This window comes from Mycobacterium sp. JS623 (assembly GCF_000328565.1).
Taxonomy (GTDB): domain Bacteria; phylum Actinomycetota; class Actinomycetes; order Mycobacteriales; family Mycobacteriaceae; genus Mycobacterium.
The window spans coordinates 5,602,207-5,625,105 of record NC_019966.1; the positions used below are offsets into that span (position 1 = coordinate 5,602,207).

The 22,899-nt window shown below is 65.5% G+C and carries 25 protein-coding genes and 1 pseudogene; 9 read left to right on the plus strand and 17 right to left on the minus strand.

Annotation, left to right across the window (positions count from 1 at the left end):
- Positions 1-43 precede the first annotated feature (43 nt).
- Together MYCSM_RS27205 and MYCSM_RS27210 are read left to right on the plus strand one after the other, a co-directional pair.
- Positions 44-1,078 carry a Dyp-type peroxidase gene (locus MYCSM_RS27205; protein WP_015309393.1) on the plus strand — a complete coding sequence of 345 codons (1,035 nt, stop codon included), beginning with the start codon at positions 44-46 and terminating at the stop codon, positions 1,076-1,078.
- Positions 1,075-1,872, plus strand: a complete 798-nt coding sequence (locus tag MYCSM_RS27210; protein ID WP_015309394.1) for a family 1 encapsulin nanocompartment shell protein — start codon at positions 1,075-1,077, stop codon at positions 1,870-1,872. The genes MYCSM_RS27205 and MYCSM_RS27210 overlap by 4 nt, the downstream gene beginning before the upstream one ends.
- Positions 1,873-1,954: 82 nt before the next feature.
- Here the strand turns inward: MYCSM_RS27210 and MYCSM_RS27215 are convergent, their stop codons facing one another.
- The 4 genes from MYCSM_RS27215 to MYCSM_RS27230 all read right to left on the minus strand — a co-directional run bounded on the left by MYCSM_RS27215 (position 1,955) and on the right by MYCSM_RS27230 (position 4,430).
- Complete coding sequence (locus tag MYCSM_RS27215; RefSeq protein WP_041312748.1) at positions 1,955-2,338, minus strand: hypothetical protein; 384 nt, start codon at positions 2,336-2,338, stop codon at positions 1,955-1,957.
- Positions 2,339-2,814: 476 nt separating this feature from the next.
- The gene (gene purQ / locus MYCSM_RS27220) at positions 2,815-3,489 is read right to left on the minus strand and encodes a phosphoribosylformylglycinamidine synthase subunit PurQ (protein WP_015309396.1); all 675 of its coding nucleotides are present in this window, start codon (positions 3,487-3,489) and stop codon (positions 2,815-2,817) included.
- Complete coding sequence (gene purS, locus MYCSM_RS27225) at positions 3,486-3,725, minus strand: phosphoribosylformylglycinamidine synthase subunit PurS (protein ID WP_015309397.1); 240 nt, start codon at positions 3,723-3,725, stop codon at positions 3,486-3,488. Before purS ends, purQ begins: the two co-directional genes overlap by 4 nt.
- 27 nt (positions 3,726-3,752) lie before the next feature.
- Entirely contained in the window at positions 3,753-4,430 is a 678-nt protein-coding gene (locus MYCSM_RS27230; protein ID WP_015309398.1) for a hypothetical protein, read from the minus strand.
- Between the two features lie 45 nt (positions 4,431-4,475).
- Between MYCSM_RS27230 and MYCSM_RS27235 the strand changes: the two genes are divergently transcribed.
- Complete coding sequence (locus MYCSM_RS27235; protein WP_015309399.1) at positions 4,476-5,129, plus strand: MBL fold metallo-hydrolase; 654 nt, start codon at positions 4,476-4,478, stop codon at positions 5,127-5,129.
- On the opposite strand, the gene MYCSM_RS27240 is transcribed toward MYCSM_RS27235, so the two are convergent.
- The 4 genes from MYCSM_RS27240 to MYCSM_RS27255 all read right to left on the minus strand — a co-directional run bounded on the left by MYCSM_RS27240 (position 5,126) and on the right by MYCSM_RS27255 (position 8,620).
- The gene (locus MYCSM_RS27240) at positions 5,126-6,769 is read right to left on the minus strand and encodes an FAD-binding dehydrogenase (protein WP_015309400.1); all 1,644 of its coding nucleotides are present in this window, start codon (positions 6,767-6,769) and stop codon (positions 5,126-5,128) included. The genes MYCSM_RS27235 and MYCSM_RS27240 overlap by 4 nt on opposite strands.
- A gap of 24 nt (positions 6,770-6,793) precedes the next feature.
- Entirely contained in the window at positions 6,794-7,498 is a 705-nt protein-coding gene (locus tag MYCSM_RS27245; protein WP_015309401.1) for a DUF2334 domain-containing protein, read from the minus strand.
- 63 nt (positions 7,499-7,561) lie between these two features.
- Complete coding sequence (locus MYCSM_RS27250; protein ID WP_015309402.1) at positions 7,562-8,053, minus strand: glutathione peroxidase; 492 nt, start codon at positions 8,051-8,053, stop codon at positions 7,562-7,564.
- A gap of 9 nt (positions 8,054-8,062) precedes the next feature.
- Positions 8,063-8,620, minus strand: coding sequence for a TetR/AcrR family transcriptional regulator (locus tag MYCSM_RS27255; RefSeq protein ID WP_041315099.1), 558 nt, complete (start codon positions 8,618-8,620; stop codon positions 8,063-8,065).
- A gap of 85 nt (positions 8,621-8,705) precedes the next feature.
- Between MYCSM_RS27255 and MYCSM_RS27260 the strand changes: the two genes are divergently transcribed.
- The gene (locus MYCSM_RS27260) at positions 8,706-9,155 is read left to right on the plus strand and encodes a DoxX family protein (protein WP_015309404.1); all 450 of its coding nucleotides are present in this window, start codon (positions 8,706-8,708) and stop codon (positions 9,153-9,155) included.
- On the opposite strand, the gene MYCSM_RS27265 is transcribed toward MYCSM_RS27260, so the two are convergent.
- Both MYCSM_RS27265 and MYCSM_RS27270 read right to left on the minus strand, forming a co-directional pair.
- Complete coding sequence (locus MYCSM_RS27265; protein WP_015309405.1) at positions 9,114-11,219, minus strand: S9 family peptidase; 2,106 nt, start codon at positions 11,217-11,219, stop codon at positions 9,114-9,116. The genes MYCSM_RS27260 and MYCSM_RS27265 overlap by 42 nt on opposite strands.
- Entirely contained in the window at positions 11,216-12,103 is an 888-nt protein-coding gene (locus tag MYCSM_RS27270) for a phosphoribosylaminoimidazolesuccinocarboxamide synthase (RefSeq protein ID WP_015309406.1), read from the minus strand. The genes MYCSM_RS27265 and MYCSM_RS27270 overlap by 4 nt, the downstream gene beginning before the upstream one ends.
- A 30-nt stretch (positions 12,104-12,133) precedes the next feature.
- Between MYCSM_RS27270 and MYCSM_RS27275 the strand changes: the two genes are divergently transcribed.
- A complete protein-coding gene (locus tag MYCSM_RS27275; RefSeq protein ID WP_015309407.1) occupies positions 12,134-12,751 on the plus strand; it encodes a hypothetical protein in 618 nt (205 codons plus the stop codon).
- 99 nt (positions 12,752-12,850) lie between these two features.
- Positions 12,851-13,717, plus strand: a pseudogene (locus MYCSM_RS27280) (DUF559 domain-containing protein).
- On the opposite strand, the gene MYCSM_RS27285 reads toward MYCSM_RS27280, so the two are convergent.
- The 4 genes from MYCSM_RS27285 to purB are packed head-to-tail and all read right to left on the minus strand — an operon-like array spanning position 13,638 to position 17,666.
- Positions 13,638-14,558, minus strand: a complete 921-nt coding sequence (locus MYCSM_RS27285; protein WP_015309408.1) for a tellurite resistance/C4-dicarboxylate transporter family protein — start codon at positions 14,556-14,558, stop codon at positions 13,638-13,640. The pseudogene MYCSM_RS27280 and the gene MYCSM_RS27285 sit on opposite strands and share 80 nt — an antisense overlap.
- A complete protein-coding gene (locus MYCSM_RS27290; RefSeq protein WP_015309409.1) occupies positions 14,555-15,034 on the minus strand; it encodes a RidA family protein in 480 nt (159 codons plus the stop codon). Before MYCSM_RS27290 ends, MYCSM_RS27285 begins: the two co-directional genes overlap by 4 nt.
- The gene (locus MYCSM_RS27295) at positions 15,031-16,239 is read right to left on the minus strand and encodes a cytochrome P450 (RefSeq protein ID WP_442928546.1); all 1,209 of its coding nucleotides are present in this window, start codon (positions 16,237-16,239) and stop codon (positions 15,031-15,033) included. The genes MYCSM_RS27290 and MYCSM_RS27295 overlap by 4 nt, the downstream gene beginning before the upstream one ends.
- 8 nt (positions 16,240-16,247) lie before the next feature.
- The gene (purB, locus tag MYCSM_RS27300) at positions 16,248-17,666 is read right to left on the minus strand and encodes an adenylosuccinate lyase (RefSeq protein WP_015309411.1); all 1,419 of its coding nucleotides are present in this window, start codon (positions 17,664-17,666) and stop codon (positions 16,248-16,250) included.
- 40 nt (positions 17,667-17,706) lie between these two features.
- Here purB and MYCSM_RS27305 point away from each other — a divergent pair, with 40 nt between their 5' ends.
- Complete coding sequence (locus tag MYCSM_RS27305; protein WP_041312756.1) at positions 17,707-18,552, plus strand: DUF429 domain-containing protein; 846 nt, start codon at positions 17,707-17,709, stop codon at positions 18,550-18,552.
- On the opposite strand, the gene MYCSM_RS27310 is transcribed toward MYCSM_RS27305, so the two are convergent.
- Together MYCSM_RS27310 and MYCSM_RS27315 are read right to left on the minus strand one after the other, a co-directional pair.
- On the minus strand, positions 18,549-19,178 hold the full coding sequence (locus MYCSM_RS27310) for a TetR/AcrR family transcriptional regulator (RefSeq protein ID WP_015309413.1): 630 nt from the start codon (positions 19,176-19,178) through the stop codon (positions 18,549-18,551). The genes MYCSM_RS27305 and MYCSM_RS27310 overlap by 4 nt on opposite strands.
- A 50-nt stretch (positions 19,179-19,228) precedes the next feature.
- The gene (locus MYCSM_RS27315) at positions 19,229-20,065 is read right to left on the minus strand and encodes an oxidoreductase (protein WP_015309414.1); all 837 of its coding nucleotides are present in this window, start codon (positions 20,063-20,065) and stop codon (positions 19,229-19,231) included.
- 48 nt (positions 20,066-20,113) lie between these two features.
- On the opposite strand from MYCSM_RS27315, the gene MYCSM_RS27320 reads away from it, so the two are divergent.
- Together MYCSM_RS27320 and MYCSM_RS27325 are read left to right on the plus strand one after the other, a co-directional pair.
- Positions 20,114-20,689: a TetR/AcrR family transcriptional regulator gene (locus MYCSM_RS27320; protein WP_015309415.1), complete on the plus strand. Its 576-nt coding sequence runs from the start codon at positions 20,114-20,116 to the stop codon at positions 20,687-20,689.
- On the plus strand, positions 20,686-21,594 hold the full coding sequence (locus tag MYCSM_RS27325; protein ID WP_015309416.1) for an alpha/beta hydrolase: 909 nt from the start codon (positions 20,686-20,688) through the stop codon (positions 21,592-21,594). The genes MYCSM_RS27320 and MYCSM_RS27325 overlap by 4 nt, the downstream gene beginning before the upstream one ends.
- Positions 21,595-21,627: 33 nt before the next feature.
- Here MYCSM_RS27325 and purD read toward each other — a convergent pair whose 3' ends face one another.
- On the minus strand, positions 21,628-22,896 hold the full coding sequence (gene purD, locus MYCSM_RS27330) for a phosphoribosylamine--glycine ligase (RefSeq protein ID WP_015309417.1): 1,269 nt from the start codon (positions 22,894-22,896) through the stop codon (positions 21,628-21,630).
- Positions 22,897-22,899: the final 3 nt, after the last annotated feature.

The window sequence follows — 22,899 nt, forward strand, 5'->3', positions numbered from 1 at the left end:
TGTTCACCATCATTGCCGACGCACGATTCGCTAGGGTCAAACGGTGCCCGCACCACTACCGCAACCGGTAACGGCGCCGTTGACACCCGCAGCCATCTTCCTAGTTGTCGTCATCAATGAAGAGGAGGGGGCGGTCCAAAAGGTCCACGACGCGCTGCCCGACATCGCCGGACTGGTCCGCGCGGTCGGCTTCCGCGACCCGGACAAGAAGTTGTCGGTGGTGACGTCGATCGGATCGGACGCGTGGGATCGGCTGTTTTCCGGTCCGCGGCCCGCCGAGCTGACGCCGTTCATCGAACTGACCGGGGGACGCCACGAAGCGCCTGCGACGGCAGGGGATCTGCTGTTCCACATCAGGGCGATGTCGATGGACATGTGCTTCGAGTTGGCGGGTCGCATCGTCAAGGCATTGGGGCCGGTGACCATCGTCGACGAGACGCACGGTTTCCGGTTCTTCGATAACCGGGACCTGCTCGGCTTCGTCGACGGCACCGAAAATCCCGACGGCCCGCTTGCGGTGTCCGCCACCGAGGTAGGCGATGAGGACCCCGATTTCGCGGGGGGCTGCTATGTGCACGTGCAGAAGTATCTGCATGACATGTCGGCCTGGGAGGCACTGTCGGTCACCGAGCAGGAGTTGGTGATCGGCCGGAGCAAGCTCGAGGACATCGAGATGGATGACGATGTCAAACCGGCCAATTCGCACATCGCGCTGAACGTGATCGAGGACGAGGACGGCAACGAGCTGAAGATCGTCCGGCACAACATGCCGTTCGGTGAGATCGGTAAGGGCGAGTACGGCACGTACTTCATCGGCTACTCGCGGACGGCGGCGGTCACCGAGCAGATGCTGAGCAACATGTTCATCGGCGACCCGCCCGGCAACACCGATCACATCCTCGAGTTCTCGACCGCGGTCACGGGGGGCAAGTTCTTCACGCCGATCGTCGACTTTCTCAATGACCCACCGCCGCTTCCGAATTCGGAACCCGAAGAAGAGCATCCAGAAGTCACCGTCGCGCCCGTCGCCACCAACGGATCGCTGGGGATCGGCAGCCTGAAAGGAACCGGCCAATGAACAACCTGTATCGCGATCTGGCTCCGATCACCGAAGGCGCGTGGGCGCAAATCGAGGAGGAGGCGACGCGAACGTTCAAGCGGCACATCGCAGGACGGCGGGTGGTCGACGTCAGCGAACCGGGCGGACCGGTGACCGCCGCGATCAGCACGGGACATCTGACCGATGTCGCTGCACCCGGCGACGGGGTGATGGCGCATCTGCGTGAGAGCAAGCCGCTGGTGCGGTTGCGGGTGCCGTTCACGGTGTCGCGCACCGCAATTGACGATGTCGAGCGTGGCGCGCAGGACTCGGATTGGGATCCGGTGAAGGACGCGGCGAAGAAGTTGGCGTTCGTGGAGGACCGGGCGATCTTCGAGGGTTATGACGCAGCATCCATCGAGGGCATCAGGGCATGCAGCTCGAATCCGGCGCTGGCGCTGCCGCAAGACGCGCGCGAGATTCCCGACGTGATCGCACAGGCGCTGTCGGAACTGCGGCTCGCTGGCGTGGACGGCCCGTACTCGGTGCTGCTGTCGGCCGACGTGTACACGAAGGTCAGCGAGACGACCGAACACGGCTATCCGATCCGCGAGCATCTGAACAGGCTGGTCGACGGCGACATCATCTGGGCGCCTGCGATTGACGGTGCGTTCGTCTTGTCAACGCGCGGCGGCGATTTCGATCTGCAGCTGGGAACCGATGTGTCGATCGGATATCTGTCGCATGATGCGGACAGTGTGGAGCTGTATCTGGAGGAGACGCTGACGTTCCTCTGCTACACGGCCGAAGCCTCGGTCGCCTTGACTCCCTAGCCCGTTTCTCCGCGAGCGACCGTGTCTGCACGCCGACACGCCGCAATTTGGCGGCATTTTGCGGTCGCTCGTCGCGTAGTGGTTACCCGATCCGCGGATCGGTCACCTCGTCGACAAGCTCGTTGGTATCCAGATCGAGGCGCTGCGGACGCGCGAGGTGTGCAGCTTCTGTCGTCACTTTCATGATCAGACCGGCCGGATCGAGGCCGAGCACGGTCAGCCCAGCGATTGCCGTCTGGACGGCTTCGTTCTCGTTGATGTCACGGCCGCCGCCGTAAACCTTTGTGGTGTGGGCGTATGCGGTGGTTCCGTTCGAGGGGCGATGAAAGGAAACTGTCCGCACACTAGTGGGCTCCTTCGGCGGCCCGACGACGGCGCCCGTGGTATCGAATTGATTGACAACCGCGACTGCCGCACCGTTGTCGGAGATGAGCTCGAGATGCATCTCGGTCACATCCGTCGCCACAAGGGAGGGTCCATTGACGGTGATGGTCGCTCCCCCGACTACCGCAGTGCGAAAGAGCGCATAACTCCGAAACATCGGACTTGGCGGAAGATTCGAGTTGAACTCCAGATGCAGCGCCAGAGTTGATTGGGCTACGACTGAATGAGGTGCGTGCGAGTAGTGGACTGTGACGGAGCAGCCCCAGGTGTGTACGTGGTCTGTCAAGACGATCATCGCAGCCATGCCCCTTCTGCAGCGTGCTCCAATTGTGACAGGCGGGTTCACTGCGGAGGCCGAAATCGGTTTCAGTGCATGACGAAGGCGCGCGCGAGGGAATCCCTTACCCCTTCGCCTGAATCCGCGTGAGCCGCTTGAGCGCGCCGCCATCGGTGAGTTCGCCGCGCGACTCCAATTGCTCCCAATAGCACCGCACCAGCTCTCGCAATGCTGCGCCTGCCGGCGTGTCGTGTGCAGACTCGCACGCTCGGCAGTACGGGTTAAGCGGCCAGCACCAGATCCAGCGCGGAGTAAAACAGGCCGAGGCCGTCGTCGGACGGACCGGTCAGCGCCTCGGTGGCGTGCTCGGGATGCGGCATCAGGCCGACGACGCGACCGTTGGCCGAGCTGATGCCCGCGATATCGCGCTGCGAGCCGTTGGGGTTGTCGCGGTAGCGGAACACCACTCGGCCCTCGCCGTCGAGCTCGTCGAGCATCTTCTCGCTGGCGACGTAGCGGCCCTCGCCGGACTTCAGCGGCACCAGGATGTCGGCACCGACGTCGTAGCGCGATGTCCACGCCGTCGAATTCGACACCACCTCGAGCCACAGATCGCGGCAGACGAAGTGCAGACCCGCGTTGCGCGTCAACGCACCGGGCAGCAGCCCAGCCTCACACAGCACCTGAAAACCGTTGCAAATCCCCAACACTGGCAGACCCTGCGCGGCGCCTCGCACTACCTCGCCCATCACCGGAGCGAACTTCGCAATCGCACCGCACCGGAGATAGTCGCCGTACGAAAAGCCGCCGGGCACCACCACCGCGTCGACGCCCTTGAGGTCGGCATCGGCATGCCACAGGCTGACCGCCTCGGCACCGGCCAACCGGACCGCACGCGCCGCATCGACGTCGTCAAGCGTGCCCGGGAATGTGATCACGCCCACCCGCGCGGTCACGACTGCTCCCTGCTGACGCTGAAGTCCTCGATAACCGTGTTCGCCAACAGAGATTCGGCGATTTCGGCCAGGGTGTCGTCATCGATGCTGTCGTCGACCTCGAGCTCAAATCGCTTGCCCTGCCGGACATCTGACACACCGCCGAAGCCGAGACGGCCCAACGCGCCGACGATCGCCTGACCCTGCGGGTCGAGGATCTCCGCCTTGGGCATCACGTGCACCACCACCCTTGCCACGGCGAACACTCTACCTGCGGCTCTGCGTCAGCCGCCCGACCGGCACGATCCGAGGTACGCGTTGCATAGTGGCGCGGCCATCGCATCGAAGACCTGCGCGTCAGCAATGATGGGCCAGCCGACTTGCGCCGGCAGCGACGACCACATGGCCAACTCGACGACGGTGCTGCTGCCGGGGTGGGCTAACAGGTACTCATGCATGACCTGATGACCCGCATCGCTGACCACCGCAGCGACGCGACGGGGATCGTCGGTGGTGATCGACGGCGAAACCGCCGAGGCAGTCGACTGGCAGTCCTGCAGCCGTGACCTGGCCGTCTCCAGCACGGTCAGCGCCGTCGGGCCCCCGGTCGCCGTATCGCCGCGCCAATGGAGCACCTGCACCAGGAGGTTCCACTGGCCCTGCTCGTGCAGCACCGGCGACCGCGCCGCGACGGCGAACGCACGCGGGTCGTTGGCAAGCAACGGGCTGCCGCACAGCGCCTCGAATCCGAACCGAGGCGACGGCGCCGTCACCGCCAGCCCTTCCAGGCCGGGCCAACGGTAGACCGGATACAGCGGGATGGACGTCGGCGCGATCCACGCCGAGTCCGGGATGGCGTCGCAAATTGGAGGACATTCGCCAGGGACCGCGCTCGCCGGCCACCCTGCAGGCGCGATCGCCAACCCGCAGGCCGCCACGGCCACCGCCAATAGCCATCGCACGTCTTAACTTCCCCCCGCTCGCCCCTTGCGCGCCACAATATAGGCATGCAATTGACGCATTTCGGCCATTCATGTTTACTCGCAAATTTCAAGGGCGAATCAGGTCAAGACACGACTGTCTTGTTCGATCCAGGAAACTTCTCCCACGGATTCGAGGGCGTCACCGGCCTGTCGGCGATCCTGATCACCCACCAGCACCCCGATCACGCCGACACGGAACGCCTGCCGGCCCTCGTTGATGCCAACCCACAGGCCGCGCTGTACGCCGACCCGCAGACTGCCGAGCAGCTCGGCGGGCCCTGGAAGGCCGTGCATGTCGGCGACGAGTTCAACGTCGGACACGTGACCGTTCGCGGCGTCGGCGGTCGGCACGCGGTGATTCACCCGGAAATCCCTGTGATCGACAACATTTCGTACCTCGTCGGGGATGGCTCGCACGCCGCACGGTTGATGCATCCCGGCGACGCGTTGTTCACGCCGGGCGAGCCCGTCGATGTGCTCGCTACGCCCGCCGCGGCGCCGTGGATGAAGATCTCGGAGGCCGTTGAGTATCTACGCGCCGTCGCGCCCGCCCGCGCCGTGCCGATCCACCAGGCGATCATCGAGCCGAACGCCCGCGGCATCTACTACGGGCGACTCTCCGAGATGACCGATACCGACTTCCAGGTGCTCTCGGAGGAAGACGGCACAGAGTTCTAAGCGGTTTCGCGCGCTGCGGCCCGTCCCGCCGCCCTGCCCGAGAACACACATCCACCGAGGAACGTGCCCTCCAGCGAGCGGTAGCCGTGCACGCCGCCTCCACCGAACCCGGCAGCCTCACCCGCCGCGTACAACCCGCCGAACACACTGCCGTCGGCCCGAAGTGCCCGCGAGTCCAGGTCGGTTTCCAAGCCGCCCAACGACTTACGGGTCAGGATGTGCAGCTTGACCGCGATCAGCGGCCCTGCTTTCGGATCGGTGAGCCGGTGCGGTGCGACGACGCGGGCGACCCGGTCGCCAAGGTAGTTGCGCGCCAGCCTGATCCAGGCGATCTGGGTGTCCTTCGTGAACCGGTTGGCAACCTCGCGGTCGCGGGCGGTGACCTCGGCCTCGACGGTAGTGTAGTCGAGCGGAACCACGTCGGGGACGGCGTTCATCGCGGACACCAAGTCCCGCAACGAGTTTGCGTTGACGAAGTCGACTCCCTTGTCGACGAACGCCTGCACCGGTGCCGGCGCGCCTCCCCGCCCCCTGGAGAGCACGTCACGCACGCTGCGGCCGGTGAGATCGGGGTTCTGCTCCTGCCCGGACAGTCCGAACTCCTTGCCGATGATGCGCGCGTTGAGGACGTACCAGGTGTAGTCCTGTCCGGTCTGCGAGATGTACTCCAGCGTGCCCAGCGTGTCGAAGCCGGGATACAACGGCGACGGCAGCCGCTTGCCATGGGCGTCCAGCCACAGCGAGGACGGCCCTGGAATGATTCGGATGCCGTGCAGCGGCCAGATCGGGTCGTAATTGGTGATGCCCTCGGTGTAATGCCACATCCGGTCGGCGTTGATGACGCGCGCCCCGGCGGTTTCGGTGATGCCGATCATCCGTCCGTCGACGTGTGCGGGCACACCACTCAACAATTGTTCGGGCACCCTGCCCATCCGCTTCGGCCAATTCTGCCGGACCAGGTCATGGTTTCCGCCGATGCCGCCGCTGGCGACGATCACCGCCTGCGCGCGGAACTCGAAGTCGCCGACCGTGTTTCGTGACGACGCCACGCCGCGCGCCGCGGTCGTCGGCTCCAGCACCGCGCCGCGCACGCCGGTGACGGCGTTGTTTTCGACGATCAGCTCGTCGACGCGATGACGGTGCGCGAACCGCACCTTCGCATTGCCCAACAGCCGACGCGCGAAAACGTCGACGATCGCCGGGCCAGTCCCCCAGGTGATGTGGAAACGCGGCACTGAGTTGCCGTGGCCGCGGGCGTCATAGCCGCCACGCTCGGCCCAGCCGACGAGCGGAAAGGTCTGCAGCCCACGCTCGCGCAGCCAGCTGCGCTTCTCCCCCGCCGCGAAGTCGACGTACGCATGCGCCCACTGTCGGGGCCAGTGGTCCTCAGGCCGGTCGAAACCAGCCGTGCCCAGCCAGTCCTGCAGCGCCAACTCGTGGCTGTCGCGGATGCCGAGCCGCCGCTGCTCGGGGCTGTCGACGAAGAACAGCCCACCGAACGACCAGAACGCCTGACCGCCGATGTTGTTGGCGTTTTCCTGGTCGACGATCAGTACGCTCCGTCCTCGTTCGACCAGCTCGCAGGCGGCAACCAAGCCGGCCAGCCCGGCACCCACCACTATCACATCAGCGTCAGCCATGGCCGCCAATGTAGCGGTCCCGGGTCAGGCGGCGTCTGTCAGCGCGGGATACGGATCCCAGTGGTAGACGGATGGCGAACATTGGTGCATCAGCGCCAAGTCGACGGCGTCGAGCATGGCCTGCCGCGGTCCCGGCCTGCGCAGGTGCCGAGCGGCGACCGCGACGCGGACGACACCGTCGCGGCGCGCCGTGCGTTCGGCCGACAGCACCAGCGTCCGACACCACCACGGCTCGCTCAAGAACCCCTCGCCGATACCGAGCACCCGGCCCCGCACCGTCGTCTGACGAACCAAATCGGTGATCCCGCTGACCCCTGCCAGCAGTCGAAACCCATTGCGGGGCAACGCCATCAGGGTGCCTTGTGAAACGGTCCAGCCCGGTGCGGCGAACAATCGGGTGCGCAGCCCCAGGTGTTCGAGCACCCGGTCGGCCGCCATCAGCCGCAGATTGGCTTCGTGCGCAGGCAATGTCGCGAACTCGCCGCGTCGCTTCTTGGTGGCTGCCTCGTCGAAGCCGTGCAACACGATCGCATCGCCTTGCTCACGTCGCTGCGCCAGCCACTCGACCGTCGCCCCATCGGAGTCGAGTCGGTAGCCGCCCTTGATTCGCGGCGCCACCAGAAATGAAGCAGGCACGTCGCGTTCGTCGAGCTGGCGGCAAAACGCATCGACGTCGGCCACTGTGCGATCGCTGATCCCGGAAATCGAGACGATCAGTTGTCCAGCCACGTATTCAGTGTGGCAACGTCAGGTGTCCCAACGGTTTACAACACGTGGTCAGCAGTTGACCATCTATCGCGGCAGGACGGCCTCGATGGCCGCGATCACCTCGGGTGCGTCGGGAGCGGTGCGCGGCCGGAACCGGTTGACCACCTGGCCACCCGGTGCGAGCAGGAACTTTTCGAAGTTCCATTGGATGTCGCCCGCCTCGCCGCTGTCGTCGGTGGCCTTGGTGAGTTCCGCATAGAGCGGATGGCGGTCGGCGCCGTTGACGTCGGTCTTGGCGAGCAGCGGGAACGTCACGCCGTAATTGGTCGAACAGAATGTCTGGATCTGCTCGGCCGTGCCCGGCTCCTGACCCATGAACTGGTTGCACGGCACGCCGATGACTGTCAGACCGCGGTCGCCGTAATCTTTCGCCAGCTGCTCCAGCGCGGTGTATTGCGGGGTGAGGCCGCATTTCGACGCGACGTTCACCACCAGCGCGGCGCCGTCTGCGAGCTCGGCAAGCGTGGTGGCTCGCCCGTCCAGCGTCGTCAGGGCGATTTCGTTCAGCGAAGTCATACCGGCACATTAACCGTTCTTGAAAAGCATTCCCGCGACACGGTGCACCAATGCGATCGGATCCGAGTCGTCATCTATCGCCTTGTTGAGCCACAGCAGCGAAAAGCCATGCACCAGAGACCATGCCGCCAAGGCCGCGGCCTGTGGATCGCCTTTGGCGCGCGAATCGTCGAGCGTGCCGACGCCCCGGACAAGCTCTGTCCCAGCGGCGCTCACCGCGGCGATCAGCTCCTGGTCGTCTGGATTCAGCAGCGAGCTGTCGAACATCACCGCGTAGTGGCCGGGATGGGCGAGCGCGAACCGCACATACGCCAGCGCGGCTTCGATGAAGTCCGGGCGGGCACCCTTCAGCGCCTCAGCCAGCAGCCGCCAACCCTCGGCAGCCAATGCGGTGAACAAGCCGCGACGGTCGGTGAAGTGATGCGCAGGGGCGGCGTGTGAGACACCGGCCTCACGCGCGAGTTCGCGCAGCGAGATCCCGTCGGCGCCGCGTTCGGCCACCAGGGTGGCGGCCTTGGCCAATATGACGGCCTTCAGATCGCCGTGGTGATAAGAATCCCTGCTCATGGCCGCCATCATAACCCGGAATCTTGACAGTGCCTAGATCGCTCGATTACGTTGCATCTTGACATTGTCTAGATAGGAACTTGCAATGGCCGTCATCGTCACTTTGGTCCTCGGCACGCTGGGTGCTCGCCTGGTCGGCTGGTTCGGAGTCGACTACGTCGACAGCTGGCCGCAAGCGTTTGCGGTCGGGATGGCCGCGATGTTCCTGATGACCGGGGTCGCGCACTTCGTGAACCCGCTTCGGCGCGACATGATCGCGATCGTGCCGCCGCGGCTGCCCGCCCCCGGCCTGCTCGTCACGATCACCGGCGTGCTCGAACTGGTCGGCGCGGCCGGACTGGCGTACCCGCCGACCCGCGTTGCCGCGGCGGTAGGCCTGTTCGCCTTGATGCTGGTGATGTTGCCCGCCAACATCTACGCGGCGCGGATGCCCAACCCGCCGAAGTCGATGACGTCGCGGCTGGATGTGCGCACGGTCGAGGAGGTCGTGTACCTAGCCGCTGCCGTCGTGGTTTGCCTTGGCAGCATCCAGTAGCCAGGCGTACTGAAAGGCGGCTTCCTTCCAGCGCTCGTAGCGCCCACTGATCCCGCCGTGGCCGGCATTCATCTCGGTCTTGAGCAATACCGGGCGATCGTCGGTCTTGGTATGCCTAAGCGCCGCAACCCATTTCGCAGGTTCGACATAAAGCACCCTGGTGTCGTTCAACGACGTCATCGCGAGAATCGCCGGATAGTCCTTCGCCTCGATGTTCTCGTAGGGCGAGTAAGACTTCATGTAGTGGTAGACATCCTCGTTTTCCAACGGGTTTCCCCACTCGTCCCATTCGGTCACTGTCAGGGGCAGCGACGGGTCGAGGATGGTCGTCAGGGCGTCGACGAAGGGCACCGCTGCCAGAATGCCCGCGAACAACTCCGGCGCCATGTTGGCAACGGCGCCCATCAGCAACCCGCCCGCGCTGCCGCCAAACGCGACCAGGTTCTCCGGCCGCGTCACGTCGGTCTGAATGAGATGGCTTGCCACGACAATGAAATCGGTGAAGGTGTTTCGCTTCTCCAACAGCTTGCCGTGCTCGTACCACGGCCGACCAAGCTCTCCGCCGCCCCGCACGTGCGCGACGGCGAACACCATGCCGCGGTCCAGCAGCGAGAGCCGGGCAATGGAGAACCGCGGATCCTCGCACGACTCGTAGGCGCCGTAGCCATACAGCAGCGTCGGCGCGGGATAGGGCACGCCGATGCGGTGGATGATCGAAATCGGCACCCGTGCGCCGTCTGGGGCGAGGGCCCAGTCTCGGCGCTCGACATACTCGTCCGGGTGGTAGTCGCCGAGCACCGGCTGCTCTCGCAGCAGCGTGCGTTCACCGCTGGCGAGGTCGATGTCATAGATGCGCACCGGAATCACGAATGACGTCGCGCCGATCCGCAGCTTGGGTGAGCTCCAGTTCGGGTTGGCCGAAATCCCTGCCGACATCAACTCGGAGTCGAACGTGATGTCCTCGGGATGGCCGTAGTCGCCGTCGGCGTAGATCGGCCACAGCTGGATCCGCGGCAGTGCCTCGCTGCGGTAGCTGACTACCAAATGGCCCTCGAACGCGTCCACCGCGTCGAGCCGCACATCGTCGCGATGCTCGATCAGCGTGCGAAATGTGTTGGGATCACTGACGGGAGCCTCGACGAGCGTGAAGTTCTCGGCACCGTCGTTGTGCAGGATCAGGAACCGGTCCTCGCCGCCCACGATCGCGTGCTCGACGGAATACTCGACCAGCTCACGGCGCGGCCAGATGGTAGTGAACTCGGCCTCACCGTCGGCGGCGTCGCCATAACGCATTTCGGTGGTGACGGCGCTGCCCGCCGCGATGATGAGGTATTTGTTGCTTCGGGTACGCCCGACCGCGAGCCAGAACTTCTCGTCGGGCTCGTGGTAGACCCTCTGGGCGGGCAGGCCTGCGCCGAGTCGGTGCCGCCATACGGTGTCTGGGCGCCACGCCTCGTCGACTGTCACGTAGTAGACGGTGCGGTTGTCCGCGGCCCAGGTGGCACCGGCGGCGATCCCTACGATCTCGTCGTCGTATAGCAATCCGGTTCGTAAGTCTTTGAACCGCAACGTGTATCGCTCGTCACCCTTGACGTCCACCGAGTAGGCCAGGATGTTGCCGTCCAGGCTGACGCTGGCTGCGCCGAGTGCGAAGAAGTCATGCCCTTCGGCCTCGACGTTCTCGTCCAGCAGGATCTGCTCACCAGGAATCTCGGTGTCCTCGTCGAGCAGCGGCGGAACCCAGTCGTCGGGATCGGTGACGGGGCAACGGCATTGCACGCTGTACTGCTTGCCCTCGAAGCTTCTGCCGTAGTACCACCACTCGCCGCGTCGGGTCGGTACCGACAGATCGGTTTCCTTGGTGCGGGCCTTGATCTCGTCGAAGATCTTCTGCCGCAACGGGGCCAGGCCCTCGGTCGCGTGTTCGGTGTAGTCGTTCTCGGCCTTCAGGTAGTCGATGACTTCGGGGTTGTCCTTGTCGCGCAGCCACTCGTAGGGGTCGATGAACACGTCGCCGTGATGTTCGCGACGAGTGTCGATTCTCTTGGCTTCGGGTGGTTTCACGGCTTGATCCAGTCGCTGAACTTGCGGCCCGAGATGCGTTCGTAGGCCTCGATATAGCGGGCACGGGTGGCGTCGACGATGTCGGGTGGCAGCGGTGGTGGCGGCTTGTCGCCGTTGCGGTCCCAGCCGGACTCCGGGCCGGTGAGCCAGTTGCGGACGAACTGCTTGTCGAAGCTCTGCTGGACCACGCCTTCCTGGTATTCGTCGGCGCGCCAGTATCGGCTGGAGTCGGGCGTGAAGACCTCGTCGGCCAGTCGAAGATTTCCGTGCTTGTCCACGCCGAACTCGAACTTGGTGTCGGCGACGATAATGCCTTTCGTCAGCGCGTGATCGGCGCCCTGGATATAGGTCTGCAAGGTCTTTTCGCGAAGCTGGTTGGCCCTGACCGCACCGACCAGTTCGATCACGTCATTGAACGTGATGTTCTCATCGTGTTGTCCCAGTTCGGCTTTGGTGGCCGGGGTGAACAGGGGCTGGAGGAACTTGCTGGCCTCCGACAGTCCAGGCGGCAGCGCGATGCCGCACACCTTCCCGGTCTTCTGGTAATCGGTCAGGCCCGAGCCGGTCAGGTAGCCGCGGGCGACGGCCTCGACGGGCAGCATCTCGAGCTCCTGGACGACCAGTGCGCGGCCGAGCACCTCCTGCGGAATGCGCTCGTCGTCGGGCGGCCCTGCCAGGTGGTTGGGCGCCGCGACGTGGTCGAAGAAAAAGACGCTCATCGCGGTCAGGATGCGGCCCTTGTCGGGTATCTCGGAGTCGAGGATGTAGTCGTATGCCGAGATTCGGTCCGTGGCGACGAACAGCAGGGTCTCGTCGTCGATGCGGTACAGCTCGCGAACCTTGCCGCTGGCCAGATGTTCGTAGTCCGACAGAGACGGGCGCATCGGGCCAGCCTATCTGCTGGGATCAATCCCATGACGTCCCGTTACGTGCCTTATGCCACCACCCCGACGCGACTGGTCCGGCAGCTGATCAGCGACGTTGTGGTGATCGTCTGGACAACCGTGTGGGTGCTGGTCGGGATCGCGGTACACACCGCCGTTGCGAGCATCGCCGAAGTCGGTCGCCAGGTCGAGACCGGGGCCAACGGCGTGGCCCACAATCTCGACTCGGCTGGAGACCGCACCGGCCATATCCCGCTCATCGGCGATGCACTGAGCAAGCCGCTGCGTGCGGCCAGCGACGCCGCGCTCGACATCGCCGGCGGCGGACACACCTTGGACACCACGGCGTCGTGGCTGGCGTGGGTGCTGGCCATCGCGGTGGCCGCGCCGCCGATCCTCTTCGTCGCGCTGCCCTGGCTGTTTGTGCGGGTGCGGTTCTTCCGTCGCAAGTGGACGGCGTTGACGTTGGCGGCCACGCCCGCCGGCGAACAGCTGCTCGCGCTGCGCGCGCTGGCCAATCGGCCACTGGCCAAGCTCGCGGCCATCCATTCCGACCCCGTCGGTGCCTGGCGCAGCCAGGACAGCGCCGCGATCCAGGGCCTGGCGGCGCTGGAACTCCGCGCAGCCGGCGTCCGCCGCCGCCGCTAACCCGCGATTTGTGGAGTCCTAGCGTCGGTCACCGCCGGTGTGGCTCCCGAAATCGTGAGCATTGGAACCGTCTGGAGACGCGACGCGTCCACTCTCGATGTGCTAGACGATTACTTGCGCCGACAAGACGGCGTGATCACACATGCGCAGGCCCTGTGCGCGGGTCTGAGTCAAGACGCGATCAATCGGCGGCTCAGGTCCAGTCAATGGCTGCGGTGCTCACGTGGCGTTTATTTCGTCGATGACAGACCGTTCACCGAGGAGGCGCGTGTCCGCGTCGGCGTTTGAAGCTATGGCCCTCAATCGGTGGCCAGCGGTCTCGCGGCAGCTTGGTGGCAGGGCCTGACACGGTTTCCGCCCGAGATCGTTGAAGTAACCGTTCCCCGTACTGCACGCCTACGACGCAAGTACGGCACAAAGCTGCGTCGGCGCGACCTGGCGCCCAAGGACATTGTCGAGCGGAACGGGCTGAGGGTGACAGCGCTGCCGCTGACGGTCGTCGAGGCCGCCGCGCGACGCGGCGGCGGCGCGAAGCTGATGGACTCGGCGCTCCAGCGTCATGTCGAGCTCCCACAGCTGTGGAATGCGCACTTGCGCAACAAGGGCCGCCACGGCTCACCCGCCGCGCGGCGACTGCTGGACGCCGCATCCGACGGTGCGCGATCAGAAGCCGAGCGCCTGCTGATCAAGCTGTTGCGCGACAACAACATAACCGAATGGAAAGCCAACCATCCGCTCGCCGGGTTCAAAATCGACGTCGCGTTTCCTGGCGAGAAGGTCGCCGTCGAGACCGACGGGTGGGCCTTTCACAGCAGCCAGGAAGACTTCCAAACAGATCGCGAACGACAGAACAAGATCGCGCTGCTCGGCTGGAAGGTGCTGCGATTCACGTGGCTAGATCTAACCGAGTACCCCCAGCGGGTGGTGGCGGAGATCCGATTCGCGAGAGGGCTTGCAGCGCAGTAAACACCCACGCCGCAAGGGCGATCAAGAAGAACACCAGTGACACCGTCGTCAGCCACCGCCAACCGGTCTCGACGGCAGTTGCAAAGGTGGCCGACGCATACATTCCCAGCGGGAACACCGCCGGCCACGCCAGGCCGACTCGCCGCCGCAGCACCACATAGATCAGCACCGGGATCCATGCCGTAGCAACAAACCACGTCGCCACCGTCACGGGCCACACAAACGTCAACCCGGCTTTGTGAATGTGATCGCCCGCCAGCGTCGCAATCGCCGCGCCGCCCATCAGAATCCAGATGTCCGGTTGCGCCAACTCCGGGGCGGCCGAATCGTGAACCGCCCGCCAACCGATCAGTCCCGTCATCAGCAGGTAGACGACGATGGCTACGGCCCATAACACCAAGGCCCAGAACAAGATCCTGAGGTCCGCCATCAGGATTGCCACCCCCGACGTCGCGACGCTCGCCAGTTCCCAACCCCCACGCGCGCGAAAGCGCAACGTCCTACGGTCGCACCACATGCGCCGCGCGATCATCGGCGCCAGCGAAACCCATCCCTGCAGCGCCATTCCCGCGAGCGCCCACAGCACCCATCTGTGCTCGGCAAGTCGCGCGCCGACCACCGCACACGCCGCGACATAGGTGCACAGCCGAAGCGACACATCGAGGTCCGTGAGCTTCCACGACGCTCGCCGCCAGGCAACCGCGGCCCCGACGATCAGCACCGGCAACGCGACGGCCGCCAGTACGATCAACACCCCGCTGATGACGTCAAAGCCATGATCTGCAGCCGCAATCGACACGATGCCGGTCGCCATGACCGCCGCGAACGAATCCGGCTTCACGGCGTAACGATCACCTCAGCTGACATGATCACGGGCAGATTCAGCGGTAATGCCGCCGCGCCTATCGCGGTCCGCGCGTGTCTGCCGTGCTCGCCGAACACATCGAGCAGTAGATCCGACGCCGGATTGAGCACCGCTGTCGTCTGGGGATAGCCCGGGTCGGCGTTGACGAATCCGCTCAGCGTCACCCAATCATCCACCCGGTCAAGCGATCCCAACGCCATACGGATAGCGCTCAGCATCGCCAGCACGGTTAACCGCGCGGACTCCTGCGCATCCTCCAACGACACCTCGCTCGGCACCCGACCGAACGGGCCCACGGGTGCACCATCCGAGCCAAGAGCACCGTGGCCACTGAGCACGCACCGCGAACCCACCACCCGCACCCACTCGAACGGAATCCGGACTCCCGGTGGAAGCAACGGCTCCGGCGGAAGCTGCAAGCCGAGTTCGGAGACGCGCTGCTCAAATGTCATCGAAGTGCGACCTCCAAATGCCGGATGCCGGTGTGACGGTTGCTTCGCGTCCACTCGACCGGCTTGACCACCTGCACCGAAGAGAACCGGCCAAGTAGCTCCTCGAACAATACCCGCAGTTCGAGTCTGGCCAGGTTAGCGCCGAGGCAGTAGTGCACGCCCTGACCAAACCCCAAGTGCGGATTCGGTTTACGCGCGATATCGAAGGTATCGGCATCCGCGAAGACCAACGAGTCGCGGTTGGCCGAACCTTCCCAGATCTGCACCTTCTGCCCGGCCTTGATGGCACACCCACCCAACTCGACGTCGCGCGTGGCGGTGCGCCGCTTGGACGGCGACGGCGACGTCCAACGCACCATCTCCTCGATCGCTACCGGCAACAACGACAAATCCGAACGCAACAGTGCTAGCTGGGAAGGATGCTCAGCCAGTGCCAGCAGCCCGCCCGCGATGGAATTGCGCGTCGTCTCTGCGCCAGCACTGAACAGCAGACTGAAGAATAGATACAGCTCCAGATCAGACAGGCCACCAGCGTTCGCCACCACAGACAACATGTCGTCGGTCGGGGCTGCTCGCTTCGCGGCGATCAGCTCCTGGCCGTAGGTGTACATCCGGGTGCCGGCCTCCTCGGGCGTCAACTGCCCCACCGACGCCTTGCGCGAGCCACCGAAGTCGAACTGCGGCTCGATGGCCTCAAACAGCCAATGCCGTTCGGACTCAGGCACTCCCAGCAGAATGCAGATCATCTGCATCGGCAGTTCTGCAGCGATCTCAACCAAAAAATCGAACGGCGAGCCCGGTTTTACCGCATCCAACAGTCGACGCGCCCGCGCCCGCAGATCGTCCTCCACCCGCGCGATCATTCGCGGCGTCAACCCCGAGCTGACCAGCCGCCGAATCTCAGAATGGCGAGGGTCGTCCATCATGTTCAGCACCTGTCCCGCGATCGACAGATCCTGCAACAGCGTGCCGCCAAACGGCCGCGAGCCGCCGGTAACGGAAGAAAACGTCACCGGATCACGAAACACCGCAAGCGTTTCCGCGTGTGTGGCTACCGACCAGAAGCCCTCGCCGTCCGGGGTGTTCTCGGTCGCAGCGTGCCAGTACACCGGCGCCTCGAGCCGATGCATCTCAAACAACGCGTGCGGAAATCCCGATGCGAAATTGTCCAGATCGGTGAAGTCGATCTCCAACAACCCCGACAACGACGCACTCACAAGATCGCACCCGAGGTGTACTTGGCCGCCTCGGGATAACGCCCCACCAAGTCGTCGACCGCATCCACCACCCGGTCGACCTGATCGCCGGCCGCACCGGTGAAGGCCTGCTTATCCGCCAGCGCCGCATCGAGAGCCGGACGGTCCAGCGGCAGTCGCGGGTCAGCCGCCAACCGATCCAAAAGATCTGGCTCCGAACCCTTTTCGCGCATCGCCAGCGCGACCGCGACCGCGTGCTCCTTGATCACCTCATGCGCGGCCTCGCGGCCCATTCCTGCGCGGACCGCGGCGATCAGTATCCGCGTGGTCGCCAGGAACGGCAGATAGCGGTCGAGTTCACGCTGAATTACTGCGGGATACGCACCGAACTCGTCGAGCACCGTCAGGAACGTCTCGATTTGCCCGTCGATCGCGAAGAACGCGTCCGGCAGCGCGACCCGGCGCACCACCGAGCAGAACACGTCGCCCTCGTTCCACTGCGCGCCAGCCAATTCGGCCGCCATCGACCCATAACCGCGCAGCACCACCTGCAGCCCGTTGACCCGTTCACACGACCGGGTGTTCATCTTGTGCGGCATCGCCGACGAACCCACCTGCCCCGGCGCGAACCCCTCGGTCACCAATTCGTGCCCGGCCATCAGCCGGATGGTGTGCGCCAGCGACGACGGCCCCGCCCCGACCTGAACCAACGCCGACACCACGTCGTGGTCCAGCGAGCGAGGATACACCTGACCGACCGAGGTGAAAATCTCGGTGAAACCAAGGAATTCGGCAACCCGGCGCTCCAACTCCGCGAGCCGCGAAACATCTCCGGAAAACAGGTCGAGCATGTCCTGCGCAGTGCCCATCGGGCCCTTGATGCCGCGCAGCGGGTAACTGTCGATCAACGACCGAAGCCGGGTCAAAGCCAGCAGCATTTCCTCGGCCGCCGACGCGAATCGCTTACCCAGCGTGGTGGCCTGCGCGGCGACGTTGTGGCTGCGGCCCGCCATCACCAAGTCGCGATAGCTGATCGCCCGTTCGGCCAGCCGCGCCACCACTGCTACACCGTGGGCAAATACAAGTTCCAAAGACCGGCGGATCTGCAGCTGCTCGACGTTCTCGGTGAGATCTCGAGAAGTCATGCCCTTGTGCACATGCTCGTGGCCCGCCAACGCGTTGAACTCCTCGATGCGGGCCTTCACGTCGTGGCGCAGCACCCGTTCGCGTGCGGCGATCGACGACAGGTCGACGTCCTCCAAAACCCGCTCGTAATCGGAAACCACACCGTCGGGCACGTTGACGCCCAATTCGGATTGCGCCCGCAGCACCGCCAGCCACAGCCGGCGTTCGGCGACCACCTTGGCCTCCGGTGACCAGATCGCCACCATCTCCTCACTGGCATACCGATTGGCCAGCACATCAGGGATCGTCACAGAGACACAGCTTACGTCCCGGGTCAGGCACAGTATGCGTATGTACTTCGTTGGGCTCGATCTTGCGTGGGGTGAAAAGAAGCAGACCGGGGTGGCCGCCATCGACTCCGACGGCCGCCTGCTCCACGTGGGCATCGCCGAGGATGACGCCAGCATCATCGACGCCGTCGCCCCGTTCACCGGCGAGGACTGCCTGGTCGCCATCGATGCGCCGCTCATCGTGAACAACCCGACCGGATACCGGGCCGCCGAGACCGCGTTCAACCGCGACTTCCAGAAATTCGACGCAGGAGCGTATCCGGCGAACACCACCAATCCCCTGTTCAATCCGCCGCGCGCCGCGGTGCTCGCCGCGACCCTCGGCCTGGACATGGATCCCGGGTCGAACGCGAACCGACGCGCAATCGAGGTCTACCCGCATCCGGCCACCGTCGTTCTCTTCAACCTCGAGAAGACGTTGAAGTACAAGAAGGGTTCGTTCGACGAGCGACAACGCGAGTTGCTCAAGCTGATGACGCTGATCGAGGGACTCGACAACGCAACGCCGAGGCTTCGCGCGAATCGCAGCGTTGCGTGGGTCGAACTCCGCAGAAGGGTCGGGGCCGCCACCAAACCGAGCCAACTGGACAGGGACGAGGACCCCGTCGACGCGGTCATTGCCGCGTACGTCGCGCTGTACTGGTATCACCGGCCGGAGGACGTCACCATCTACGGCGACTACGAGACCGGCTACATCGTCACGCCGACACTGCCTGCCGGGACCCCTACAACAGTTCCGGAGCGCAAGGGCAGTCGGTCATCACTCGAAAATCGGCTCATCCGAGCGATGGAGCTACTCGAAGACGCCCAGCGCGAATTGACCGCGATCCGGGAAGCGCTGCGCTAGGCAGACACCGCCCGTTCGTCGATCGGTGCGAGCACATCGATCACGTCTATCAGCGTCGCGCGGGCCGTCGCGCGCGGACCGTCGCCATCGCCGACCAACGCCGCGACCACCGCGCCATCGACGGCGCACACCAGCGCGGTGAGAAGTTCGGCGCGCACCGCGCGGCCGGATCGCTCGACGACTTCGACCACAGCGTCGGTGCGCTGCTGCAGAATCCGTCGCTCGATCTCCCGCAACCCGGGCTGGCGCGCACACGCGATGTAGCGCTCGTAGCGTGAGATCAACTGCTCGGTGACCCTCAACCCGTTCGCCTCGCCGACCAACAAATCCACCAACAGATCGGCCGTCGCCTCGGCGCCGCGGCGTCGACGCGACAACACCGAAACTCGCGACCGCAACTGTTCTGCCTCACGGGTCCCGGCATGTTCGACGGCTTTCGCGATCAGATCGTCGAGAGACGAGAAGTAGTACGTCGTCGACGCCAACGGCAACCCCGCGCGGCGGGCGACGGCGCGGTGCCGCACAGCGTCGAACCCGCCCTCGCACAGCAGATCAGCGGCCGCGCTGACCAGCGCATATCGCCGACGTTCTCCTTTTGGAGTGACTGCTGCCGTCACCTCTAGCATGCTGCCAGTCAGGGCGTTGTGGCATAGCGCTTTCGGCTAATCATCAGGCTTTACTCAGAGAAGTCGGCGCTACGACTGACGGCCGCCCACTGCCGCGCCTCCTCATTGCGCTCGGCGCCATTGGCCAATGCCATTTCGACGGCATCGCTACCGAGCAGTAGGCGCCGTGGCGGCTCCGGCGACTCGACGACATCGATGATGATGCGGGCCGCGCGCGCAGGGTCGCCGGGTTCACTTCCGTTGAAGCTCCTTCGCAATTCATGGATGAACGACATCGTGTCGCGGTAATCGGCACCCGGGTCGTGCATCGTCATCGACGGCCCCATCCAGTCGGTGCGAAACCCGCCGGGTTCGACGATGATCACCTTCAGCCCGAACGTGGCCACCTCGTTGGCGAGCACCTCGGAGAAGCCCTCGACGCCGAACTTCGCGGTCTGGTACGCGCCGAGGCCGGGAGTCCCGCCGACTCGACCGCCGATCGACGAAAACTGAACGAACACACCGGATCGCTGCGCCCGCAACACGGGTAGCGCTGCGCGCGTGACGTTTACGACCCCGAACAGGTTGGTCTCGATCTGGGCGCGGAAGTCGGCAGGGTCGGTTTCCTCGATCGGGGCGCTGTTCGCGTAGCCGGCGTTGTTCACGACGACGTCGATGCGACCGAACTCGGCGACTGCGAATTCGACTGCGGCGGCGGCAGCCTCGGCGTCGGTCACGTCGAGAGCGAACACCCGTGCCCGATCCCCATACCCGTCGACGAGCGCAGCCAGCTGCTCGGGTTTCCGCGCAGTGGCGACGACGCGATCGCCCTTGGCCAGGACTGCGCGCACCAACTCGGCGCCGAAGCCGCGGGAACTTCCGGTGATGAACCACACTTTCGATGTCATATGTATACAGACGTAGACTTAGCGCTTTCTATTCCATACCCTCAAGCCATGGCATCCACGCATCGACCGCGCAACGCCGCCGCCACCCGGGACGCGATCCTCGAATCCGCGATTCACAATTTCGCCCGCGCGGGCTATGACGGGGTCGGCGTGCGCGAGATCGCGAGCGACGCCGGGGTCACCGCAATGATGGTGAACAGGTATTTCGGCTCCAAGGAGCAGCTGTTCGCCGCAGCCGTGGAGACGTCCTTCGCGGTCCCGGCCGTGATCGCCGCCCATTCAGACGAGCTCTTGCATGAGGCCGCCCTCACGCTCGTCAAGCGAACCGATCCGGACGCGGACCCGCTCCAGCCGTTCCTGATCATGCTGCGGTCGGTGTCGAATCCGCGGGCCGTTGAGATCGTGCGCGACGCGATCGAGCGTTATGTCGGCACGCGCCTGGGCCGTCAGCTTTCCGTGCCCGGCCGCCCGATCCGCACCGAAGTCATGCTGTCGGTGATCGCCGGGGTCCTGTTGATGCGACGGGCCATCGGCACCCGGGCGCTCAACGAGGCTGACCCCGATCAGCTGGTCAAGGTGCTCGACGCGGTGTTCACGGCGATCGTCGAAACGCCTTTGGCATGATGGCCGGCATGCCCGAATTGACCCGCCGCGCGATTCTGCGCCTTGGCGTCGGCGCCGCAGCCGGGGCAGCCGGTGCGTACGCATTGGGCTCCGCGCTGCACACGCCGACCACCGCAGCGCCGTCGGTGTCGATGACGAGTGTCGGCGCACCGCTGGCGCCCCCACCTCCACTTGAACCCGCCCCCGCGGCCGTGCAACCGACCTATGTCGACGGCTCCTTTGTCTCGGCAGCGCGCGGCGGCGTCGCGACGAGCTGGGCGATCGCCCGCCCCCCAGGTCAGACCGCCGCGCTTCGGCCAGTGATTGCGCTGCACGGTAAGGGCCACGACGCGGCGGGCGTGATGGCAGGCGGCGTAGAGCATGGCTTGGCGCAGGCGGTCGCGGCGGGAATCCCGCCGTTCGCAGTCGTCGCGGTCGACGGCGGCGGAAGCTACTGGCACAAGCGCTCGTCGGGCGAGGACTCCGGCGCGATGGTGCTGAACGAACTCATCCCGATGCTGGCTTCGCAGGGACTCGACACCTCACGGGTCGGCTTCCTCGGCTGGTCGATGGGCGGCTATGGCGCGCTGCTGCTGGGCGCGCGGCTCGGCCCGGCGCGCACCGCCGCGATCTGTGCGGTGAGCCCGGCGCTGTGGACGTCGTCGGGCACGACCGCTCCGGGTGCGTTCGACGGCGCCGACGACTATGCGGCCAACACCGTGTGGGGATTACCGCAGCTGGGCCAGATTCCGATCCGGATCGACTGCGGCAACAGCGATCCCTTCTATTCGGCGACCAAGCAGTTCATCGCACAACTGCCTAGCCCGCCGTCGGGTGGTTTTTCGCCGGGCGGACACGACGGCGCGTTCTGGAGCTCGCAGCTGCCCGCGGAGATCGCCTGGATGGCTCCGCTGTTGACCCAGTAGGTCCCCGTGTCGCTGCGCTCCTGCCCGCCGGATCTAGACGCTGACCCGACCCTCGGCGGCCGCGAGAGCGATGTCACTTCGAAAGTGGCTGCCCGGCAAGCGAATCGAATTGGTCAGCGCATAGGCGGCATGGCGCGCGGCCACCAGATCCCCGCCCCTCCCGACCACCGACAGCACCCGGCCGCCCGACGACACGATCGCCCCGTCATCGCGACGCGCAGTCCCGGCGTGCAACACGCCGTCCGCTTCCGAGCCGACGATGACGTCGCCAACCCGCGGCCGGCCGGGGTAGTTCTCCGCGGCCACCACCACCGTGACGGCATAACCGTCGCGCCAGCGCAGCGCCGGCTGGCCGGCCAGCTGTCCCGTCGCGGCGGCCCGGAGCACTTGTCCGAGCGGACTTTCCAGCAGCGTCAACACCGACTGTGTCTCGGGATCGCCGAAGCGGCAATTGAATTCGACGACAGCTGGACCGCGCGATGTGATCGCCAACCCGGCATACAGCAGGCCCGAGAACGAGCTGCCACGCCGAACCATCTCCGCTGCAACGGGTCTCACAACGTCGTCGACGATCTCCTTGACGACCTCCGCGGGCAGCCACGGCAGCGGCGCGTATGCACCCATGCCGCCCGTGTTGGGTCCGGTGTCGTTGTCGCCAACGCGCTTGAAATCCTGTGCGGGCACCAGCGGTACGACGGTCTCGCCGTCGACAATGCTGAACAGCGACACCTCGGGACCGTCGAGAAACGATTCCAATAGCACGGGGTGCCCGGAGTCGAGCAGGCTCGCGGCGTGGGCCCGTGCAGCGTCACGGTCGGCGGTCACCACCACACCCTTGCCCGCAGCCAATCCGTCGTCCTTGACCACCCACGCCTGCTCCCCTGCAGGTGGACCGAACCGGTCAAGCGCAGCGTCGAGGTGCGCAGGGTTGTCGACGATCTCGCTTGTGGCGGTCCGCACGCCCGCGGCCGTCATCACATCTTTGGCGAACGCTTTCGATCCTTCGATGCGCGCGGCGTCCTTCGTCGGCCCAAAGCACGCGATGCCCGCGGCGCGCACCGCATCGGCGACGCCGAGGACCAGCGGCACCTCGGGCCCGACGACCACCAAGTCGGCGCCGATGCGCTGGGCCAGCTGGGTGACCGCCTCGCCCGAGCTGACGTCGACGTCGTACTGGTCGGCGATGATCGCGGTCCCCGCGTTGCCAGGCGCAACGGCCAGCTCCTCGACCTCCGGGTCTCGACGCAGCGCCAGCAGCAACGCATGTTCACGGGCTCCGGATCCGATTACGAGGACGCGCACACG

What these genes read in the sequence shown, in the direction of transcription:
- MYCSM_RS27210 (WP_015309394.1), top strand. Translation starts at nt 1,075, where the DNA reads ATGAACAACCTGTATCGCGATCTGGCTCCGATCACCGAAGGCGCGTGG.
- MYCSM_RS27235 (WP_015309399.1), top strand. Translation starts at nt 4,476, where the DNA reads ATGCAATTGACGCATTTCGGCCATTCATGTTTACTCGCAAATTTCAAG.
- MYCSM_RS27240 (WP_015309400.1), bottom strand. Translation starts at nt 6,769, where the DNA reads ATGGCTGACGCTGATGTGATAGTGGTGGGTGCCGGGCTGGCCGGCTTG.
- MYCSM_RS27250 (WP_015309402.1), bottom strand. Translation starts at nt 8,053, where the DNA reads ATGACTTCGCTGAACGAAATCGCCCTGACGACGCTGGACGGGCGAGCC.
- MYCSM_RS27255 (WP_041315099.1), bottom strand. Translation starts at nt 8,620, where the DNA reads ATGAGCAGGGATTCTTATCACCACGGCGATCTGAAGGCCGTCATATTG.
- MYCSM_RS27260 (WP_015309404.1), top strand. Translation starts at nt 8,706, where the DNA reads ATGGCCGTCATCGTCACTTTGGTCCTCGGCACGCTGGGTGCTCGCCTG.
- MYCSM_RS27270 (WP_015309406.1), bottom strand. Translation starts at nt 12,103, where the DNA reads ATGCGCCCGTCTCTGTCGGACTACGAACATCTGGCCAGCGGCAAGGTT.
- MYCSM_RS27275 (WP_015309407.1), top strand. Translation starts at nt 12,134, where the DNA reads ATGACGTCCCGTTACGTGCCTTATGCCACCACCCCGACGCGACTGGTC.
- MYCSM_RS27290 (WP_015309409.1), bottom strand. Translation starts at nt 15,034, where the DNA reads ATGACATTTGAGCAGCGCGTCTCCGAACTCGGCTTGCAGCTTCCGCCG.
- MYCSM_RS27305 (WP_041312756.1), top strand. Translation starts at nt 17,707, where the DNA reads ATGTACTTCGTTGGGCTCGATCTTGCGTGGGGTGAAAAGAAGCAGACC.
- MYCSM_RS27310 (WP_015309413.1), bottom strand. Translation starts at nt 19,178, where the DNA reads ATGCTAGAGGTGACGGCAGCAGTCACTCCAAAAGGAGAACGTCGGCGA.
- MYCSM_RS27315 (WP_015309414.1), bottom strand. Translation starts at nt 20,065, where the DNA reads ATGACATCGAAAGTGTGGTTCATCACCGGAAGTTCCCGCGGCTTCGGC.
- MYCSM_RS27320 (WP_015309415.1), top strand. Translation starts at nt 20,114, where the DNA reads ATGGCATCCACGCATCGACCGCGCAACGCCGCCGCCACCCGGGACGCG.
- MYCSM_RS27325 (WP_015309416.1), top strand. Translation starts at nt 20,686, where the DNA reads ATGATGGCCGGCATGCCCGAATTGACCCGCCGCGCGATTCTGCGCCTT.